General features: G+C 51.6%; 18 protein-coding genes and 1 rRNA gene. All 19 read right to left on the bottom strand.

Features of this window, described 5'->3' with window-relative positions; translation table 11 throughout:
* Positions 1–211: 211 nt before the first annotated feature.
* The 19 genes from R50912_RS00380 to ftsH all read right to left on the bottom strand — a co-directional run bounded on the left by R50912_RS00380 (position 212) and on the right by ftsH (position 20,366).
* Positions 212–1,769, bottom strand: a 16S ribosomal RNA gene (locus tag R50912_RS00380).
* Positions 1,770–2,134: 365 nt separating this feature from the next.
* A complete protein-coding gene (gene lysS, locus R50912_RS00375; RefSeq protein WP_039309542.1) occupies positions 2,135–3,649 on the bottom strand; it encodes a lysine--tRNA ligase in 1,515 nt (504 codons plus the stop codon).
* Between the two features lie 195 nt (positions 3,650–3,844).
* Entirely contained in the window at positions 3,845–4,324 is a 480-nt protein-coding gene (greA, locus tag R50912_RS00370) for a transcription elongation factor GreA (protein ID WP_039309541.1), read from the bottom strand.
* Positions 4,325–4,548: 224 nt separating this feature from the next.
* Positions 4,549–5,565: a tRNA dihydrouridine synthase DusB gene (dusB, locus tag R50912_RS00365; protein WP_042231467.1), complete on the bottom strand. Its 1,017-nt coding sequence runs from the start codon at positions 5,563–5,565 to the stop codon at positions 4,549–4,551.
* Positions 5,566–5,604: 39 nt separating this feature from the next.
* Complete coding sequence (locus R50912_RS33945; protein WP_331281922.1) at positions 5,605–5,799, bottom strand: helix-turn-helix domain-containing protein; 195 nt, start codon at positions 5,797–5,799, stop codon at positions 5,605–5,607.
* The gene (gene folK / locus R50912_RS00355; RefSeq protein ID WP_042231465.1) at positions 5,766–6,317 is read right to left on the bottom strand and encodes a 2-amino-4-hydroxy-6-hydroxymethyldihydropteridine diphosphokinase; all 552 of its coding nucleotides are present in this window, start codon (positions 6,315–6,317) and stop codon (positions 5,766–5,768) included. The genes R50912_RS33945 and folK overlap by 34 nt, the downstream gene beginning before the upstream one ends.
* A gap of 9 nt (positions 6,318–6,326) precedes the next feature.
* A complete protein-coding gene (gene folB, locus R50912_RS00350; RefSeq protein ID WP_042231463.1) occupies positions 6,327–6,689 on the bottom strand; it encodes a dihydroneopterin aldolase in 363 nt (120 codons plus the stop codon).
* A gap of 30 nt (positions 6,690–6,719) precedes the next feature.
* Positions 6,720–7,577 (bottom strand): dihydropteroate synthase, encoded by an 858-nt coding sequence (gene folP / locus R50912_RS00345; protein WP_042231461.1) that lies wholly within the window; start codon positions 7,575–7,577, stop codon positions 6,720–6,722.
* Entirely contained in the window at positions 7,574–8,455 is an 882-nt protein-coding gene (locus R50912_RS00340) for an aminotransferase class IV (protein ID WP_042231459.1), read from the bottom strand. The genes folP and R50912_RS00340 overlap by 4 nt, the downstream gene beginning before the upstream one ends.
* Positions 8,452–9,033 carry an aminodeoxychorismate/anthranilate synthase component II gene (gene pabA, locus R50912_RS00335; RefSeq protein ID WP_042231456.1) on the bottom strand — a complete coding sequence of 194 codons (582 nt, stop codon included), beginning with the start codon at positions 9,031–9,033 and terminating at the stop codon, positions 8,452–8,454. Before pabA ends, R50912_RS00340 begins: the two co-directional genes overlap by 4 nt.
* Positions 9,033–10,655: an anthranilate synthase component I family protein gene (locus R50912_RS00330; protein WP_042231453.1), complete on the bottom strand. Its 1,623-nt coding sequence runs from the start codon at positions 10,653–10,655 to the stop codon at positions 9,033–9,035. Before R50912_RS00330 ends, pabA begins: the two co-directional genes overlap by 1 nt.
* Before the next feature lie 271 nt (positions 10,656–10,926).
* A complete protein-coding gene (gene cysK, locus R50912_RS00325) occupies positions 10,927–11,865 on the bottom strand; it encodes a cysteine synthase A (RefSeq protein WP_039309530.1) in 939 nt (312 codons plus the stop codon).
* Between the two features lie 124 nt (positions 11,866–11,989).
* Positions 11,990–12,934, bottom strand: coding sequence for a peptidylprolyl isomerase (locus R50912_RS00320; RefSeq protein WP_081956329.1), 945 nt, complete (start codon positions 12,932–12,934; stop codon positions 11,990–11,992).
* A 9-nt stretch (positions 12,935–12,943) separates the two neighbouring features.
* Positions 12,944–13,828 carry an Hsp33 family molecular chaperone HslO gene (gene hslO / locus R50912_RS00315; protein WP_042231450.1) on the bottom strand — a complete coding sequence of 295 codons (885 nt, stop codon included), beginning with the start codon at positions 13,826–13,828 and terminating at the stop codon, positions 12,944–12,946.
* A gap of 47 nt (positions 13,829–13,875) precedes the next feature.
* Positions 13,876–14,643, bottom strand: coding sequence for a type III pantothenate kinase (locus R50912_RS00310; protein ID WP_042231446.1), 768 nt, complete (start codon positions 14,641–14,643; stop codon positions 13,876–13,878).
* Positions 14,643–15,515, bottom strand: a complete 873-nt coding sequence (gene nadC, locus R50912_RS00305) for a carboxylating nicotinate-nucleotide diphosphorylase (RefSeq protein ID WP_042231443.1) — start codon at positions 15,513–15,515, stop codon at positions 14,643–14,645. The genes R50912_RS00310 and nadC overlap by 1 nt, the downstream gene beginning before the upstream one ends.
* Positions 15,505–17,121 (bottom strand): L-aspartate oxidase, encoded by a 1,617-nt coding sequence (gene nadB / locus R50912_RS00300; protein ID WP_042231442.1) that lies wholly within the window; start codon positions 17,119–17,121, stop codon positions 15,505–15,507. Before nadB ends, nadC begins: the two co-directional genes overlap by 11 nt.
* A 39-nt stretch (positions 17,122–17,160) precedes the next feature.
* On the bottom strand, positions 17,161–18,099 hold the full coding sequence (nadA, locus tag R50912_RS00295; RefSeq protein ID WP_039309543.1) for a quinolinate synthase NadA: 939 nt from the start codon (positions 18,097–18,099) through the stop codon (positions 17,161–17,163).
* Between the two features lie 215 nt (positions 18,100–18,314).
* On the bottom strand, positions 18,315–20,366 hold the full coding sequence (gene ftsH / locus R50912_RS00290; protein WP_042231440.1) for an ATP-dependent zinc metalloprotease FtsH: 2,052 nt from the start codon (positions 20,364–20,366) through the stop codon (positions 18,315–18,317).
* Between the last annotated feature and the right edge of the window lie 84 nt (positions 20,367–20,450).

The raw sequence follows: 20,450 nt of genomic DNA, 5'->3' as shown, positions 1-20,450 counted from the left end.
TAACTATTTCAACTTGCTTATACAAGTTTCAGCTAAAAGATGTTCTAAAACGCAAATTCGTTTCGGTATCCAGTTTTCAAGGATCAAGGTAAAGATGAGAGCTTAAACTCTCAAAACTGACCAACGAGTGAGTGTTTGAACCCTAAGGTTCGTTGTGGAAGCTTTAGCTTCCGATTTGAATGTTTCCGTTGCAGGAAACGATTCTCCATAGAAAGGAGGTGATCCAGCCGCACCTTCCGATACGGCTACCTTGTTACGACTTCACCCCAATCATCTACCCCACCTTCGGCGGCTGGCTCCCTTGCGGGTTACCCCACCGACTTCGGGTGTTGTAAACTCTCGTGGTGTGACGGGCGGTGTGTACAAGACCCGGGAACGTATTCACCGCGGCATGCTGATCCGCGATTACTAGCAATTCCGACTTCATGCAGGCGAGTTGCAGCCTGCAATCCGAACTGAGACCGGCTTTGCTGGGATTGGCTCCACCTCGCGGTTTCGCTTCCCGTTGTACCGGCCATTGTAGTACGTGTGTAGCCCAGGTCATAAGGGGCATGATGATTTGACGTCATCCCCACCTTCCTCCGGTTTGTCACCGGCAGTCACTCTAGAGTGCCCAGCTTAACCTGCTGGCAACTAAAGTCAAGGGTTGCGCTCGTTGCGGGACTTAACCCAACATCTCACGACACGAGCTGACGACAACCATGCACCACCTGTCTCCGATGCTCCGAAGAGGGGCACTATCTCTAATGCTTTCATCGGGATGTCAAGACCTGGTAAGGTTCTTCGCGTTGCTTCGAATTAAACCACATACTCCACTGCTTGTGCGGGTCCCCGTCAATTCCTTTGAGTTTCAGTCTTGCGACCGTACTCCCCAGGCGGAGTGCTTACTGTGTTAACTTCGGCACCAAGGGTATCGAAACCCCTAACACCTAGCACTCATCGTTTACGGCGTGGACTACCAGGGTATCTAATCCTGTTTGCTCCCCACGCTTTCGCGCCTCAGCGTCAGTTACAGCCCAGAAAGTCGCCTTCGCCACTGGTGTTCCTCCACATATCTACGCATTTCACCGCTACACGTGGAATTCCACTTTCCTCTTCTGTACTCAAGTCACCCAGTTTCCAGTGCGACCCCAGGTTGAGCCCAAGGTTTAAACACCAGACTTAAATGACCGCCTGCGCGCGCTTTACGCCCAATAATTCCGGACAACGCTTGCCCCCTACGTATTACCGCGGCTGCTGGCACGTAGTTAGCCGGGGCTTTCTTCTCAGGTACCGTCACTCCGGTAGCAGTTACTCTACCGGACGTTCTTCCCTGGCAACAGAGCTTTACGATCCGAAAACCTTCATCACTCACGCGGCATTGCTCCGTCAGGCTTTCGCCCATTGCGGAAGATTCCCTACTGCTGCCTCCCGTAGGAGTCTGGGCCGTGTCTCAGTCCCAGTGTGGCCGTTCACCCTCTCAGGTCGGCTACGCATCGTCGCCTTGGTGAGCCATTACCCCACCAACTAGCTAATGCGCCGCAGGCCCATCCCCAAGTGGCAGATTGCTCCGCCTTTCATTCTCTCTTCAGGAGAGGAAAGAAATTATCCGGTATTAGCTACCGTTTCCGGTAGTTATCCCAGTCTTGAGGGCAGGTTGCCTACGTGTTACTCACCCGTCCGCCGCTAAGTTCATTTGAAAGCAAGCTTTCAAATGAACTCCGCTCGACTTGCATGTATTAGGCATGCCGCCAGCGTTCGTCCTGAGCCAGGATCAAACTCTCCAAATTGGTTTTAGAAAGAGCGATTGCTCATTTTGAAACATCTGACGAGAATTTTCATTCTCTTTTTTGGATCTCGCCGAAGCGATCTCCCACTCACTCGTTGTTCAGTTTTCAAAGATCAAGCTCGTTGTCAGCGACGACTACCGCGTCACCAGCAACTCTTATAATATATCACATCCAACCGATCAATGCAAGCTCTTTTTTTCAACTTCTTTTCGAGCTCGGCGTTGATGTTTCGCGGCCAGAAATAGAATATATCATGTATAGATTCTTTTTGCAAGCATTTATTTCAATTAACCCTTCAACCATTGTTCCAAGGAAACTGCTTGTGCAGCTCCCTTGGATATTATGGTTAAGAATCAGATAATTATTCAGTCTTTGTTGCGCATATGAGGGAACAGTAGTACATCGCGGATAGACGCGGCATTCGTAAGCAGCATGATGAGACGGTCTACGCCGATTCCCAGTCCGCCTGTAGGCGGCATGCCATATTCCAGTGCACGGATGAAATCATCATCCATCTCATGCGCTTCGTCATTCCCCTGCTCTTTCTCGTGAATCTGTGCCTCGAAGCGCTGACGCTGGTCAATCGGGTCGTTCAGCTCACTGAACGCATTCGCATGCTCACGGGCTACAATAAACAGCTCGAAGCGGTCAGTAAAGCGTGGATCCTGATCATTCTTTTTGGCCAGCGGTGATATTTCTACTGGGTGTCCCATTACGAACGTCGGCTGAATCAATGTTTCCTCTACAAACTGCTCGAAGAATGCGTTAAGAATATGTCCGAAGGTCATATGCTTCTCAACCGGTACACGATGCTCCTTAGCCAGAGCCTGTGCCTCTTCATTCGTCATGTGGACCCCGAAGTCTACGCCTGTTACTTCTTTGACAGCGTCCACCATAGTCACACGGCGCCAGCCTGGAGACAAATCTACTTCTTGCCCCTGGTAGTTAATCACCTGGTTGCCAAGAACCTCCTGAGCGATATGAGCGATCATATTCTCTGTCAGCTGCATGATATCCTTGTAGTCGGCATATGCTTCGTACAGCTCAATCATCGTGAATTCCGGATTGTGGCGTGTAGAGATCCCTTCGTTACGGTATACGCGGCCGATTTCATATACTTTTTCCAAACCGCCTACGATCAGACGTTTCAGGTGAAGCTCGATTGCGATACGCATATACAGCTGCATGTCCAGCGTGTTGTGGTGTGTAATAAACGGACGGGCGGCGGCTCCCCCGGCAATCGTATGCAGTGTTGGAGTCTCTACTTCGAGATAGCCCAATGAGTCCAGATAACGGCGCATCGACTGGATAATCCGTGAACGCGCAATAAATGTCTGCTGTACTTCCGGATTAATAATCAGGTCAACGTAACGCTGACGGTAGCGGAGTTCTACATCCTTCAGTCCATGATATTTCTCTGGAAGCGGAAGCAGGGATTTAGACAGCACCTCAAGGTTATGCACTTTAATAGAGGTTTCACCGGTCTTGGTCTTGAACAGGGTACCGCGGATTCCGATAATATCGCCCAGGTCCAGAATGGTGAAAGCTGCGTACTGGGATTCAGAAATGCTGTCCTGGCGGACATAAATCTGAATTTTACCGCTGAGATCCTGGATGTGCGAGAAGCTCGCTTTGCCCATTACCCGCTTAGCCATAATACGTCCTGCTACACTAACCTCAAGTGCCAGCTCGTCCAGTTCCTCATGGGTTAGTCCGTCATACTTGGCCAGAAGATCGCCAGCCGCTGCTGTACGCTCATATTTCTTGCCGAACGGGTCGATTCCCAGCGCGCGGAGCTCGTCCAGCTTACCCCGGCGGATCTGCAGCAACTCACTTAGTTCACTCTCTGTAGTTTCCACGTTGTTGATTTCTTCCGTCATGTTCTTCATCCTCTCTTACTCACGGTATACAAAAGAAGAAACGGCTCCGCCCTCATACCAAGGGGACAGTCCGTTCCAGTACAAAATATAAGCTGTATGTGTTCACCCATATTTTTCGGTTGTTATACGTTGCGCGAAGCCTATAAATTCTTAACTTTTGAAAAAAGCTCCCCTAAGGAAGCTTTCGGATCCATCTTACTTCATTTTGATATCAAGAATTTTATATTGAATGACGCCTGCAGGGACACTTACATCCACAATGGTACCAATCTTCTTACCGATGATGGCTCTGCCAACCGGGCTCTCATTGGAGATTTTATTATTCAGCGGATCGGATTCGGCGGTTCCGACGATTGTATATTCCATAACGTCTCCGTACTCCATATCCTCAACGTTCACTGTAACCCCGATGCTTACTACATCTGTCACAATCTCATCACTATTAATGATACGCGCGTTGCGTAGCATCTTCTCCAAAGTCAGAACACGTCCTTCGATAAAGGCCTGCTCATTCTTCGCGTCTTCATATTCCGAGTTTTCACTGATATCTCCGTAGCCGATGGCCACTTTAATACGTTCCGCTACCTCGCGGCGTTTTACGGATTTGAGGGTCTCCAGTTCTTCTTCCAGACGCTTAAGTCCGTCCGGTGTAAGGATGACTTCTTTATCGCTCATCTCAACCGATTCTCCTGTCGTATACATTTATTGAAAACACCATACTATATGCGAATCCGGAGGGAACAGAACCCTCCTTCTCCATTGCTCCTGCTGTAACGGCGATTTTATACTGTGAAATTATATTGGAACCGCTACAAAATGTCAATGACGCCCCATATAATGTTTAGCGATATTCAATAATGCAGGCAGGGACGGGTCTGACAACGCGGCAAATCAGGGAATTAAACGGCCGAAAGAGCGATATCTGCGCCTTCTTGCACTTCTTCGTCCTTAAGCTGAACGACAAAATCACTCAAAATCCGCACCATCTCGTCACGTTTCGTTTCTTCCATAATAATGTCCTTCACCCGTGCGGCTGACTTAAGGCCCTTCAAATACCAAGCCAGATGCTTGCGCATTTCGCGGACCGCCACCGCCTCACCCTTAAGGGCGATCAGACGGTCCATGTGAAGAATGGCCACCTTGATTTTCTCTTCAGCGTCCGGTTCAGGTATCAGCTCTCCGGTACTCAAGTACTGAATGGTCCGGTACAGCATCCACGGGTTGCCCAGCGCCCCCCGCCCGATCATTACGCCGTCGCAGCCGGTCTGATCCAGCATCGCCCGCGCATCTTCAGGCGTATTCACATCACCATTGCCGATGACCGGAATGGACACAGCTTCTTTGGCCATCCGGATATACTTCCAGTCGGCATGCCCTGTATAGAGCTGCTCGCGGGTGCGGCCATGAACACTGACTGCCTTGCCTCCGGCACGCTCCACTGCACGTGCATTCTCTTCGACAAAGATATGCTCGCTGTCCCAGCCGATGCGCATCTTCACCGTCACAGGTTTATCCACGGCATCCACAACGGCAGATACCATTTCATAAATCTTGTCCGGATTCAGCAGCCAGCGCGCTCCGGCATCACATTTCGTCACCTTCGGCACCGGACAGCCCATATTAATGTCAATGATATCAGCGTTCGTTTCTTGATCCACGATTCTGGCTGCATCAACCAGCGACTCGCGGTCTCCCCCAAAAATCTGCAGACTCAGCGGTTTCTCGCGCTCATCCACAAACAGCATCTCACGGGTACGCGCATTGCCATGCACAATAGCTTTGCCGCTCACCATTTCGGCACAGACTAGACCCGTCCCGAATTCCTTGGCAATCAGACGAAACGCAGGATTACACACGCCGGCCATAGGGGCCAATACCACCTGGTTCTTCATCTCAATATCACCAATCTTCAACATACGAATCACTTCCTTATATTGTGGATCAGCTTGAGGAGCTCACGTAGCCGGGTTGGCTAGTTCATCGACCGTAACTCCCAGGAAATCCGCAATTTTATTTAAAATTTGATCTTCCAAACGTCTATTACCCCGCTCGACCGCACCAAGCACGGCCAAGGATATTCCGACAGAATCCGCCAACTCCTGCTGAGTGTAGCCCTTCAGCTTTCGGAACGCCCTAACCCGCCGTCCCATACGTTTGTTGTCCACAAGCGAATTCCTTCCTTTCCGTCTATGTCTTGAAGCGCTGTTGTAATTAAGCCGCGGAATCCGGAAGACTCTTCATTCTGCGAAACGATATCACTAAGCGGTAAGAGCACAAACGCACGCTCCAGCATCCGGGGATGCGGCAGCGTTAAGTCCGGTGTATCCAGGCTCAACCCCTCTACCCAAAGCAAATCCAAATCCACCGTTCTCGGCCCATAGCGGATATCACGTACACGGCCTAACCGGGTTTCTGTCTCCAGCATCACATGAAGCAGAGCCTCCGGAGCAAGCGTAGTACGCAGAGCCGCAGCCATATTAAGAAACTGGGGCTGATCCAGATAACCCACCGGCTCGGTCTCGTATACCGATGAGGTGCGTAGAACTTCAATCTCTTCATGCCGGTCCAGCTGGTTCAAAGCTTCTCTCAGCGTTCCTTCGCGGTCGCCCAAATTAGCCCCTAAAGCAATATAAGCCTCTGATGCCTCAGAGGTAGAATGTATATTCATGACTCTGTCTCACTTTCTCGTCCGGCGCAGTTCTACGGTCACTCCCTGAAAATGAATATCGAATGGCGGATGCGGTTTCGTCACCTTGACGGTTACTGCATTGATAACAGTATAAGTGTCCAGTACTGCGGATGCAATATATTCTGCCAAAGCCTCAATCAGCTTGAAGGACTTTGTTTCGACAATTTTTTTGACCAAGAAATGTACTTCGGCATAATTCACGGTTAGCTCCAGATCATCAGAGAGACCCGCTCCCTGCAAATCAAGCTCGAGCTCCAAATCCACATAATAACGCTGGCCCAGCTTGCGCTCCTCTTCAAACACACCGTGATATCCATAGTATTCCATGCGGTGCAGCTTCATTTTATCCATCTAGGGTACCTGCCTTCTCTTGAAAATAGTCTATTCACGCACCACAGGTGCTGCGGCATACAACATGGCATCGCACATATCTACCGTACGTTTGATTAAAGAGACATCATGCACCCGCACGATCTGGCAGCCCTGGGCAATTCCGAAAGCGACCGTAGCAGCGGTCCCTTCCACAACATCATCCGCCGGCAAATCGAGTGCGGTACGGATGAATTTTTTGCGCGAAGTGGCCAGCAGCAGCGGATACCCAAGCTCCCCCAGTACATCCAGGCCCATCATTGCCTGTAGATTCTCCGTATAATCCTTGGCAAAGCCGATTCCGGGATCGAGAATGATATTCTGCGGCTCTACTCCGGCTGTCAGGGCAAGGTTAATACTCGCGGTTAAATCCTCCGTCATATCGCTGATCAATTCCTGATAATTGCGGTCATGGCGGTTATGCATCAGGATAATCGGACAACCCGCCTGTGCGGCAACTGCCGCCATCTGCGGATCTGCTTTGGCTCCCCAGACATCGTTAATGATATGGGCACCTGCCTGAATCGCACGGCGCGCTACTTCCGCTTTGTAGGTGTCTATAGATAGCGGCAGATGAGGCGCGGCACGGTGGATGCTCTCGATAACGGGCAGTACGCGTTCCAACTCATCCTCAACTCCTACCGGCTGATGACCGGGACGCGTTGACTCTCCGCCTATATCAATAATATCGGCACCTTCGGCTGCCATTCGCAGTGCATGCTCTACCGCTCTATCCGGGTCTGTCCATAATCCCCCATCGGAAAAAGAGTCCGGCGTCACATTGAGGATACCCATGATCAGGGTCCGTTCGCCTAAAATCAGCCTGCCGCTTCCGCATCGGTAGGTCCGTTTATATATTACCGGCTTCATTCCAGCCCCCCCGCCCTTTCTCTGTAAAGCTTCAGGATTGCATTTGTCCGTTCTCCGCAGCGCCCGCTGCCTATCTTTATCCGCCGGTCCCCGTTCCAGAGAGCCGTTACCGGTACAATCTCCTGCACCGAATTGGTTAGGAAAATTTCGTCAGCAGCCTCAAGCTGCTCCCAGCGGTAAAAGCCTTGTTCTGGATGGAGCCCTGCGGATGCTGCCAGCTCCAGCACCATTTCCCGGGTAATTCCGGGGAGAATGCCTGTAGCTATATCGGGGGTATAGAGCCGGTTATCTGCGGCGAAAAAGATGTTGCTCACGATTCCCTCGGATATGTCGCCCGCTGCCGTCAGCATCAACCCCTCTGCTCCTCTAGACGAAGACGGGTATCCGGCCAGCTCACGCTTGGCCAGAATGTTGTTCATATAATGCAGCGACTTCAGCCGTACAGGGCCTTCCGGGGTATTCCGCCGGTGATGCAGCAGTTGCAGTTCTTTGCCTTCGCTATACAGGCTGTCCGGCAGTTCCGGCAGCGCTTTGATATACAGCAGCTGATTAGGCTGCTTGTAATCTCCTGCCGGCAGCCCGAGGATATCTTCACCGGCTGTAACTGTATAGCGGACATAAGCCTCGCTAAGCTCATTCTTGTCCATTATAAGCCGAATCCATTCCAGCAGCTGCTGCACATCCGGCGCAAAGGGAATACCCAGCTGCCGGCAGCCCTCTGCCATCCGGTCAAGATGCCTCTGCAGCAGAAAGGGCTCCCCCCCGTAGGTGCGGAAGGTCTCAAACAGACCCATTCCGTACAAAAAGCCGTGATCCAGGGCGGAGACCACGGCGTCTTTGGCGTCGACTGCTTTATTGTTAAGTCCTATATATTTCATGCCGGTTCTCCGGCTCTCCGTTTCAGGAAATTGCGCAGCATCGTATGTCCATGATCGGTAATGATCGACTCGGGATGGAACTGCACGCCTTCGATTGGGTATTCCTTATGGCGCAGGGCCATAATCTCGCCTTCGGCCGTTTCTGCAGTAATCTCCAGGCAATCCGGCAGACTCTCACGTTCTACAATCAAGGAATGATATCGTGTTGCTGTAAACGGGGACTCCAGTCCTTCGAAGACAGAGGTGCCCTTATGGTGAATCGGCGAGGTTTTGCCGTGCATCAGGCGTTCTGCCCGGATCACATTACCGCCGAAGGCTTGTCCGATGGCCTGATGGCCGAGGCATACACCAAAGATCGGGATGACTCCTTTGAAATGCTGCAGCAGCTCCAGACTGATGCCTGCCTCATTGGGTGTACAGGGTCCCGGAGAGATCAAAATATGATCCGGTGCCAGGGCTTCAATCTCCTGAATACTGATCTCATCGTTACGGGATACCTTAACGTCCTCCCCCAGCTCCCCCAGATATTGCACCAGGTTATACGTAAAGGAATCATAATTATCGATGACCAAGATCATTAAAAGCTTCCTCCTTCTGTGCCGGAGGTAGTCCGCAATTCCTGCTCGCGTTCACTGCAGAGAATCGCTTTCACTACCGCTTTGGCTTTGTTGTGGCATTCCCGGTACTCCCGGTAAGGATCCGAATCGATCACAATACCCGCTCCTGTCTGAATGTAGCCGATTCCGTCCTTCACGGCCAGTGTACGTATAATTATATTTAATTCCATATTGCCGTTATAGTCAATCCAGCCCATGGATCCAGTATATGGACCCCGGCGGACCGGCTCCAGCTCTTCAATGATTTCCATGGTGCGCACCTTGGGCGCTCCGGTAATCGTGCCGCCGGGGAATAAGGCGGCAATGACATCGTAAGCATCCTTGCCGGGTGCGGCGATGCCCTCCACCTGCGAGACGAGATGCATCACATGCGAGTATCGCTCCACGGTCAGCAGCTCCGGCACGCTGACCGTCCCATACGCAGCGACACGGCCGATGTCGTTGCGCTCGAGATCGACAAGCATAACATGCTCGGCGATCTCCTTCTCGCTCCCGCGCAGCTCCGCCTCCATGGCGGCATCCTCCGCGGGAGTGTGGCCCCGGCGCCGGGTACCGGCTATGGGGCGGGCGCTGACCTTGTCCCCGTGCAGCTTCACGAGCAGCTCCGGCGAAGCGCTGGAGAGGGCGAAGCCGGGCGTGCGGAGCAGCCCCATGTACGGGGACGGGTTGAGTCTGCGCAGCCACTCGTAGACATCCTCCGGCGAGGACTGCAGCTGCGCCTGCTGGCGCAGCGATAGGTTCACCTGGAAGACATCGCCGGCACGGATGTATTCCTGAACATCCAGCACGGCCTGCTGGAATTGCTCCGGCGAGAAATCCGAGCTCATGCCCGGCCATTCTCCGGTGATACTAGCTTCAGTATCAATCAGGCCGGAAATGTCAGCATACTGGGAGGCAGCAGCTGCTTCAGAAGAAGCAGGTGCCATGATACGCTGCCACTCCTCCAGCATTCGCTCCGCACGGCTCACAGCATCAAGATACATGGCGTGCAGCTCAGCCCTGTTAGCGGATATCACAGCCGGAACAGGTACATGGACTGCACAATACACAATATCCTCGTGATGGTCATAGATCCACAGCTCTTCCAGCCTCATGAACAGATAATCCGGGAAATCGGGATCCCTCTTGGCACAGGACGGCAGCTTCTCCAGAGAGCGGACTACATCATAGCCGAGAAATCCGATACAACCTCCGGTAAAGGGCGGCTGCCCGTCGAACGGTACGCGGGGTGAGACATAATCCTTCATCCACTCCTGCAGCACTTTCAGCGGCTGTCCTTGAAGCAGCTCCGTAGCTTCAGGTTCAGCTTGGGCCTGTCCCACAGCCGCATCAAATAGACTGTAGAGCTCCGCAGTATCTCCAATGCCCTTTATGACTGAAACCGGACGCAAGCCCAGATACGTATACCGTCCGCCCTTACCGCTCTCCAGGACCACGGAATATGGTGAAGCCATCTCCCAGGCTCTCTGCCAGCTGCCCGGCAGTCCCGCTTTCTCCTGCCGTGACTGAAGGACCAGCGGAAGAACGCTCCAGGCTTCGTCCGCCCATTGTTCCCACTCCTGCCAAGCCGTTAAGATCCCCACATTTATCCCCCTAAAGTTTTGTGAAGCCTTTGCTTCTCTAGAATTACTTCGCAACAAAACTCGCTTCGGAAGCATGTGCTAAGTTTTGTGAAGCATAGCCTCGAAAGCATACGCTGGCTTCTACGATAGTTTATTGCCTGTCAGTATACTGTACATCCGGTTACTTTGAAAAGCCTTTAGACCTCATAAATGCTTATTATTCAGAAAAAGAGCCTGCGATATCCCTATGGAAGCGGATCACAGGCTCTTCTGAATTGCTGGTTCTCAGCAATTATACTTCAAAGTTATACAGCGGTGTGCTCAGATAACGTTCGCCGTTACTTGGGATAATAACAACGATCTTTTTACCTGCGCCCAGTTCCTTAGCTACTTTGAGGGCAGCAAATACAGCAGCGCCGGAAGAAATACCGGACAGAACGCCTTCCTCTTTGGCTACGCGGCGGGCTGTTTCAAAGGCTTCGTCATTCTCTACATGAATGATTTCATCATAGATATCCTGGTTCAGGATGTCAGGAACGAAGTTGGCGCCAATCCCCTGGATTTTGTGGGGACCCGGCTTGCCTCCGGCCAGGATTGGGGAAGCTGCAGGTTCTACAGCATAGATCTTCACATCAGGATACTGGCTCTTCAACACTTCACCCGCGCCGCTGATCGTTCCGCCTGTACCGACACCTGCGATGAACGCATCCAGGGGCCCACCAATGGATTCGATTGCTTCCACGATCTCCGGTCCAGTGGTCTCGCGGTGAATCTTCACATTGGCTTTGTTCTTAAACTGCTCTGCAAGGAAGTAATCCGGATTCTCACTGAGGATTTGCTCAGCTTTCTTAACTGCCCCGTTCATCCCCTCGGATCCTGGAGTCAATACCAGCTCAGCACCATAAGCACGCAGCAGGTTGCGGCGCTCAAGGCTCATCGTTTCAGGCATAACAATAATCGCCTTGTAGCCTTTGGCAGCAGCAACAAGCGCCAGGCCAATCCCTGTATTACCGCTGGTCGCTTCTACAATGGTGCCTCCAGGTTTCAGGGAACCGTCCTTCTCAGCTTCTTCCACAATGCTGATAGCGATGCGGTCTTTCACACTCGAACCCGGATTTTGATATTCCAGCTTCAAGTAAATTTCTGCTGAACCTTCCGGAACAATCCGACCCAGACGAACGAGCGGTGTGCCACCGATCAAATCTGTTACACTGTTGACGACTTTAGCCATGAGCAAAAACCTCCTTGGGATGATAGATGAATTGGGTGCGGAACCTGTGACAGTTATGATTCGCATATGTTGTGCCGCTTATTATTTCCGACTAAATCAGTAGGTTTTACATAATTTCATATTATCAATCTTGCAGGCTGTTGTCAATATATATTGCTGTAGCATATTTGGCACGCAAATCGCTTTCCACCTGTTGCAGGGGCGCTGCTTGTTCAAGCGCCAGCTCCTGGCGTATCAGCCCTCGGAGCTCATCCTGATCCGGCTTCCCGGGATCAATAAGCTTCTCCAGCCGGATCACGGCATAGCCGCCTTCGACCTGCAGCGGCCCTGCGATGTCTCCCGTCTCAAGGCCCGCTGCTGTCTTCAGCAGTTCCTCCGGCCAGAACGGATCATTCTCCTCCACTGTTCCGATATTACCGCCATGCTGGCGGCTCTCCTCATCAATGGATACCTCTCTGGCCAGGCCGGCGAAATCCTCTCCCTGCTCCAGGCGGTCCATAACCTGATTAGCCCCGTTATAGGTTGCCAGCTTAATCATAGAGAGCTGCATTTGCTTCCTGGGAGTAAATCTCTCGGCGTTTTGGGTCAAATATTCATCAATTTCAATTTCACTAACCGTGATACCGGCGGTGGCTACCGCTTGAAGCGTCAGCCGATACGCGGTCTCGTCGTGCAGCTCCTGGCGGGAAAGACCAAGCTCAGACTGCATCTGATCATAATACTGCTCCTCTGAACCGTAGCCGGACATGCCGCGCTTCAATTCCTGCTCAATCTCCTCATCGGTCACGGTAATACCGAGAGCTTTGGCTTCCTTGCCAACAACGATATGATTAAGCATGCCCAGCAGCACTTCAGCTCCATGCTTTTTTTTGAGTTCATCTATCCATTCCCGGTCCGTGACCGGCTGGCCTCCAGCGGCAGCAATATCCGAAGCCTCCCCGTCTGCAGCCTCTCCCTTAAGCAGGGCCATTGCACGCAGGCTCCAGAATAAAAGACCTCCAAGCATTAAGGTCGCGACGGCGAGTAATATAACGGTATTGCGCAGCGCGCGCTCCTGTCTTGTCATCATCTCATAGCCCTACGATTTCGCTTGATCGAGGATTACCTGCAGTTCATCCTTGTTAAACACATAAGCTTCATTACAGTAATGACATATGACTTCAGCCTGATCATCTTCTTCGATCAGCTGCTCCAGTTCGTGCTGGCCCAGACTGACCAGTGTCTCTTCTATCCGCTCACGCGAGCATTGACAGACAAAAGAGATCTCGAGTTCATCAAGGACTACAGCATCCGGCAGCAGCAAACGAAGCATCTCTTCAGGCTCAAGGCCCTGGTCCAGGATCGCCGTCACTGAAGGCATCGCTCCGACGGCATGCTCAATCTCGGTGATCTCTTCATCTGTCAGGCCGGGAAGCAGTTGAATGATGAACCCTCCGGCAACTCTTACCGAATTATCTGTCTCCACCAATACACCCAGCCCTACAGCAGCAGGTGTTTGTTCCGAAACGGCAAAATAATAAGTGAAATCCTCGCCCAGTTCTCCTGAGACAATAGGCACACTGCCGCGATACGGCTCTTTCATCCCCAGATCCTTGCTGATATCAATGAATCCTTCCGTACCCACAGCACCTGCGACATCCAGCTTGCCAAGGCTATTGCTCGGCAGATGAACATGCGGATTACTCACATAACCGCGAACCTCGCCCAGGGCGTTGGATTCGGCCGTAATCTGTCCGATCGGTCCATTCCCTTTGACCATAATCGCCAGCTTCTCCTGACCCTTGAGCATAGCGCCCATGATGGCTGCGGCGGTTACAGTACGGCCAAGCGCAGCTGTAGCTGTCGGATAGGTATCATGTCTGCGCCGCAATTCGTCGACAAGTTCTGTTGTCCGGACTGCGAACGCTCTGACCTTCCCGTTCATGGCAGTTCCCCGGATAAGCCGATCCTTCTTTTTTTCCATTGGGTGCATACTCCTCCTATCTGTCTGTATAAGGTTTCATTTCATGATTATTTGTTACGATTGTAAATAATACGCAGTCCTTCCAGCGTGAGCATCGGATTAACCTCATCAATGCAATCTGTCTCGCCGGCAATCAGCGGAGCAAGCCCCCCTGTAGCAATAACCTTGAGAACGGGCGCATTCATCTCCAGCTTAATGCGTCTTACAATTCCCTCTACCTGGCCGGCATAGCCAAAAATAATTCCTGCCTGCATCGCGTGAACAGTATTGCGTCCGATCACCTTCTTGGGCTTCTCCAGCTCAATCCGCGGCAGCTTGGATGCCCGTTGATATAAGGCCTCTGTAGAGATTCCGAGACCCGGCACGATTGCCCCGCCAAGATAGTTCGCTCCGGAATCAATACAGTCAAACGTAGTTGCCGTACCAAAATCAACGACCACGAGCGGGCATTTATACTGCTCGATAGCCGCAACGGCATTAACAATCCGGTCTGCCCCCACTTCGCGCGGGTTCTCATAACGCAGATTAAGCCCGGTTTTGATTCCGGGGCCTACGAGCAGCGGGTCTTTGCCGATATATTTCACGCACATTTCCACGATAACCTGAACCAGCGGCGGAACAACTGAGGAGATGATGACGCCCTCTACATCTTTAAACGATATATTCGACATGTGGAACAGATTATGAATCAGGACACCATATTCATCCACAGTCGATTGACGCGCTGTGCTAAGCCGGAAATGATGAAGCAGCTCAGGCCCCCGATAGACTCCAAGCACGATGTTCGTATTCCCGATATCAACGACAAGTATCATTAGAGATTTCCGCCTTTCTTGCCATTCAGATCCAGACTGATATCAAGACTGGCGAAGGAATAGGTAAGCCGGCCTACAGAAATAACATCTACACCCGATTCTGCAATCCCGCGTACCGTTTCCAGAGATACATTGCCTGAAGCCTCGATTTTGACATGCCGCGCTTTGGTTCTGATTCTTCTTACCGCTTCCGTCATCAGCTCAGGAGACATATTATCAAGCATGATAATGTCCGCCCCCGCAGCGAGTGCTTCCTCTACCTGCTCCAGGCTTTCCGTTTCCACTTCGATCGTCATGGTGTGGGGGATATTGGCCCGGGCGCGTCCTACCGCCTGACGAATGCCTCCGGCGCCCTTGATATGATTATCCTTAATCATTACCGCGTCATATAAGCCGAAGCGGTGATTGGCTCCGCCGCCTATGCGCACAGCATACTTCTCCAGCATCCGGTGACCTGGTGTTGTCTTGCGGGTATCCACCAGCCGGGTTGGCAGACCTTGAAGCTCTTGCACGAATGACGCCGTCCGCGAGGCCACACCGGACAACCGTTGCATCAGATTAAGGGCAAGCCGTTCGCCTGTAAGAATGGCATGCGTGCTGCCCTCGACTTCTGCGATGACCGTGCCTTTGGACACAGGCTGGCCCTCTTGAACCAATGCCGTAAATACGAGTGTCGGGTCTACCACCTCAAAAACCAGTTCAGCCACGGGAATTCCGCAGATTACTCCGTCCTCTTTGGCATGGATAATCCCTTTGGATTCATGTCCCTGGGGTATAGTGGTACGTGTTGTGATATCCCCTGATCCGACATCCTCCTGCAGCCATCCCTTAATAGACTGGAGCAGTTCTTCATTATAGCCATTAAACATCATCACTTAATTCCTCCACTATTCCCAGTTCGCGAATCTGGAGCAGATGCTTCTGCCACTCTGCATCATTCCGCAGCGGATAATCCTCGCGATAATGAGCGCCGCGGCTCTCCTCCCGTGCCAGCGCTGATTCGGTAATCAGCAGGCAGCACGTAAGCATATTAGCGAACTCGTATTCTTCACGTTTGGTAAGTGCCGCATTAAAAATCGGCAGCTGACGCTTTAATTCATCCAGTCCTTTAATCAGCATTTCCTGGTTCCGCCGTAGTCCGGCGTAGCGTACCATAACCTTTTGCAGCTTCAGACGACGTTCCACAATTGCCTGGGTAGGCGACTCCACCCGGCCATGGTCACAGCCTGCTGATACTGTATCTTGCCCAAGCGGCAGGAGCTGACGGATGCGCTCTACGATCCGGCGGCCAAAGACAATCGCTTCCGATAAGGAATTACTGGCCAGCCGGTTGGCTCCCTGTACCCCTGTAGAAGAAACCTCGCCACAGGCAAACAGGCGGGAAACGGTGCTCTCCCCGTTCAGATCGGTCTTGACGCCCCCCATCATATAATGCGCAGCAGGAGCCACTGGAATCCAGTCACTTGTAATATCCAGTCCATAACTCATACAGGTCTCATAGATCGTCGGGAAGCGGTGTTTGACCATATCGGCTGATTCATGTGTAATATCAAGGTAGACAAAGGTGGATTTGGTCAGCTCCATCTCGCTCACAATCGCCCGGGCCACAATATCGCGCGGGGCCAGTTCCAGCAGCTCATGGTACCGTTCCATAAAACGGTCTCCGTTGATATTGCGCAGCACAGCGCCTTCACCGCGTACCGCTTCCGAGATCAGGAAGCGCGGCGCTCCGGGATAACTGAGTGCTGTCGGGTGGAACTGGATGAATTCCATATCCCGTACATGGGCTCCAGCCCGATAAGCAATGGCGACACCGTCACCGGTTGCCACTTCAGGATTGGTCGTATAGCGGTATAATTGCCCTGCTCCGCCTGAGCACAGGATGGTTGCATCGGCTTGCAGGAACAAACGTCCGCCGCCCGGCCGCTGTACCAGTGCCCCCACGCATTCCCCGTCTACGGTAATCAGATCAATGACATAATGGTCATCCCATACCTCGATATTCTTATGCTGCTCTGCCTGCTCAGCCAAGGCGCGGACAATTTCATAGCCTGTAGCATCCCCATTCGCATGCAGAATACGACGGTGACTATGTGCTGCCTCTTGTGTTAACGCAAGCTCGCCATTCTCCTTGTCGAACTTCGTCCCGAGCCGAATGAGTTCGCGGACACCTTCCGGACCTTCATTCACCAGTACATCAACAGCCGCAGAGGAGTTTAGCCCCGCACCGGCCATCAGGGTATCCTGACGATGGTACACCGGAGAATCATCGTCTGAGAACACAGCGGCTATCCCCCCTTGGGCATACCGTGTATTGCTCTCCATCACTGTCTTCTTCGTAATCATAATGACCTTCCGGTCTTCACTGGCTTTGATCGCTGTGAACAAACCGGCAATGCCCGAACCAATCACAATACAGTCTGTTTTAATTACAGGAAGCCCCAGAAGATCGAAATCAACCAAATATTTTGGAATCATGACCGCTTTTCACCTGTTTCAACGAAAGAGTAGCGCATGCTACCGGACTTGTAGCATGCGCTCTAGGGAAGTTCTGGCTTTGTCGGCGACAGCGGGCGGTACATAAATCTGCGGCTTCATCGTCTCCAGGCATTTTACCAGTTTCTTTAAATTGTTAACCTTCATATTGGGACAGACCAGAAATTTGGTGGCAAAATGGAATTCTTTATCCGGACTGTCCAAACGCAGCTGATATCCGGTTCCATCCTCAGTTCCCACGATAAACTGCCGGCGGTCCGATTTCCGGCAATACTCTATAATCGAGGTTGTGCTGCCCACATAATCACCCATGGCCACCACTTCAGGACGGCATTCCGGATGTACCACAAATTCTGCTTCCGGATATTTGGCTCTCATCTCCACTACATCCTTGACGGTAAGCATATCGTGAGTATTACAGTAGCCCTCCCATATAATCAGCTTCTTGCCGGTCTTATCCTGAACATATTGGCCCAGGTTCTTATCGGGTACCCAGATAATCTCTTCCGCATCAAGCGATTCAATCACCTTCACCGCATTGGCAGAGGTACAGCAAATATCAGTTTCTGCTTTGATCTCAGCGGAGGAGTTGATATAGGTTACTACTTTGGCATTAGGATGCTGCGCCTTCAGCTTCCGGAGTCCGTCCACGTTGACCATATCCGCCATAGGACAGCCGGCGCGTTCATCAGGAATTATTACAGTTTTGTTAGGCGCAAGAATCTTGGCGCTTTCCCCCATAAAGTGAACCCCGCAGAATACAATCACATCTGCCTCTGTCTCCGCAGCCTTCTGAGCCAGTAAAAAAGAGTCGCCACGGAAATCCGCTACTTCCTGAATTTCATCCCGCTGATAATAATGAGCCAGAATTATTGCATTCCGTTCTTTCTTAAGCTGTTCGAGGCGCACACGAAGTTCACGATTCTGTTCCTGCTTGCGCTCAAGCGCCAGAGCTTCCACGGTCATTCTCCCCCTTATGTCTTCATGGCTTATAGCCAGTACATTCTATTAAGTTAACTTATTTAATATTTAATCACTAATGTACACAACGTTCCACCCCCTGTCAATGCGGGCAAGCCGGGTGTAGCTCTATGTCTTGATGTACGTATAGACAGAAAAATCCGGAGAACCTCAGGTTCTCCGGATAAAATTACGATGTTTTGTTCAAAAAGTGATTAAACCAGACTTCCGCCGCCTTTGTTGCCCTCATCCGAACCGTTTCCTTCTTCAGGATCCGGTTTATTCGGAATATCCTTGGACAGATCGCCAAGGAATGGCGGTTCTTCACCGGATTTGCCTTGAATGCGTACACGTACATCACCGATAGAATCAATTACTGGCTCGCCCGCTTCGTGCGTAACTGCCTCTGTTTCTTCCGGTTTGCCATCCTCTGTCAGGTAGCCTTGCTCAATCAATTCTGTGATCTGATCAAGTTCCAGCGTTTCCTTCTCCAGAAGGGTGTTCGCAATCAGGTGCATTTCTTTGGAATGCTTAGTCAGCAGCTCTCTGCAGCGCTCATAGCTGCTGCGGATAAGGTTCTGCATTTCCTGATCAATCTCGTAAGCAATGGAGTCACTGTAGTTCTGTTCATGTCCGATATCACGGCCAAGGAAGACTTGGCCTTGGGATGTCCCGAACTGCAATGGCCCAAGCTTATCGCTCATTCCATATTCCATAATCATCGCACGCACAATGCGCGTAGCCTGCTGGAAGTCACTATAAGCGCCTGTGCCGATTTCGCCAATGAACAATTCTTCAGCAACACGTCCGCCCAGGAGTCCGGTAACCTTATCCAAGAGTTCCTGCTTGGTAACGATCATCCGGTCTTCCTTAGGAAGCATAATGACATATCCGCCTGCGCGGCCGCGCGGGATAATGGTAACCTTATGCACCACATCGGCATGCTCGAGGAAGTAGCCGGCAATGGTATGACCTGCTTCGTGGTAAGCTACAATACGTTTCTCGCGGTCACTGATTACGCGGCTGCGTTTCTCTGTGCCGACAATTACACGGTCAATCGCTTCATCCACTTCACGCATGGTAATGTCCTTACGGTTGCGGCGTGCAGCAAGCAGTGCCGCTTCGTTAAGCAGGTTCTCCAGATCCGCACCGGTGAAGCCAGTTGTACGCTTGGCAATTACGTCAAGCCGAACATCCTTGGTAAGCGGTTTGTTGCGGGAGTGAACCTTCAGTACAGCTTCACGGCCCTTCACGTCTGGACGGTCAACCGTAATCTGACGGTCAAACCGGCCTGGACGGAGCAATGCCGGATCCAGTATGTCGGCGCGGTTAGTAGCCGCGACAATGATAATGCCTTCGTTGCCGCCAAAGCCGTCCATTTCAACGAGCAATTGGTTAAGGGTTTGTTCGCGTTCGTCATGTCCGCCGCCAAGTCCTGCGCCACGCTGACGTCCCACAGCATCGATTTCGTCGATAAAGATGATACAAGGAGCATTCTTCTTCGCATTCTCGAACAAATCACGTACCCGGGATGCGCCGACACCGACGAACATTTCCACAAAGTCGGAACCGGAGATACTGAAGAATGGAACACCGGCTTCACCTGCTACCGCACGGGCCAGCAAGGTTTTACCTGTTCCCGGAGGTCCCACAAGGAGTACCCCTTTAGGAATACGTGCACCTACAGCTGCGAATTTACGCGGATCCTTGAGGAATTCCACGACCTCCACCAGCTCTTGCTTCTCTTCATCAGCTCCTGCAACATCCTCGAAGCTGATTTTCTTCTTCTCTTCATTATATAACCGGGCTTTGCTCTTGCCGAAATTCATGACCTTGCCGCCGCCGCCCTGTGCATTGTTAAACAGGAAGAAGAACAGGATGAACATGATAACTAATGGAATGATGGAAGAAAGGAATGTCAGCCAGATGCTGTCGCCTTCCATTTTCTTCTGAGTCAGCTCCACGCCATTATCTTCACTGGCAGCTATAAGTTCATCAAGGGCCCGATCTGTAGGAGGAACATAAGTGGAGAAATTCTTAGATTTAGTTTCAGGTGGCAATTCTTTGTATTCGCCTGTAACCAGAAATGCGTTACCCTCAAACTGAACCGTCAGGCTCTTCACGTTATTGTCCTTGATCTCCTGTCTTAACTCATCATATCTAGGGAAATCGGCGGATTCATTTCCATTGCTTACAAACTGGACAATGCCCACCACGACTAAAAATAAAATCAAATAAAAACCAGAATTCCGGATGAACCGATTCATCCCCTACCTCCTCTCACAACGCTCAAGTTATTGTACCATAGCCTGACCAGACTCCTCAAATTGTCAGGAAATCCAGAAAAGTGA

Origin of the sequence: Paenibacillus sp. FSL R5-0912 (assembly GCF_000758605.1) — a bacterium.
Taxonomy (GTDB): domain Bacteria; phylum Bacillota; class Bacilli; order Paenibacillales; family Paenibacillaceae; genus Paenibacillus_AQ.
Note: the sequence above shows the minus strand (reverse complement) of the source record. Positions and strands in the feature narration are given on the sequence as shown.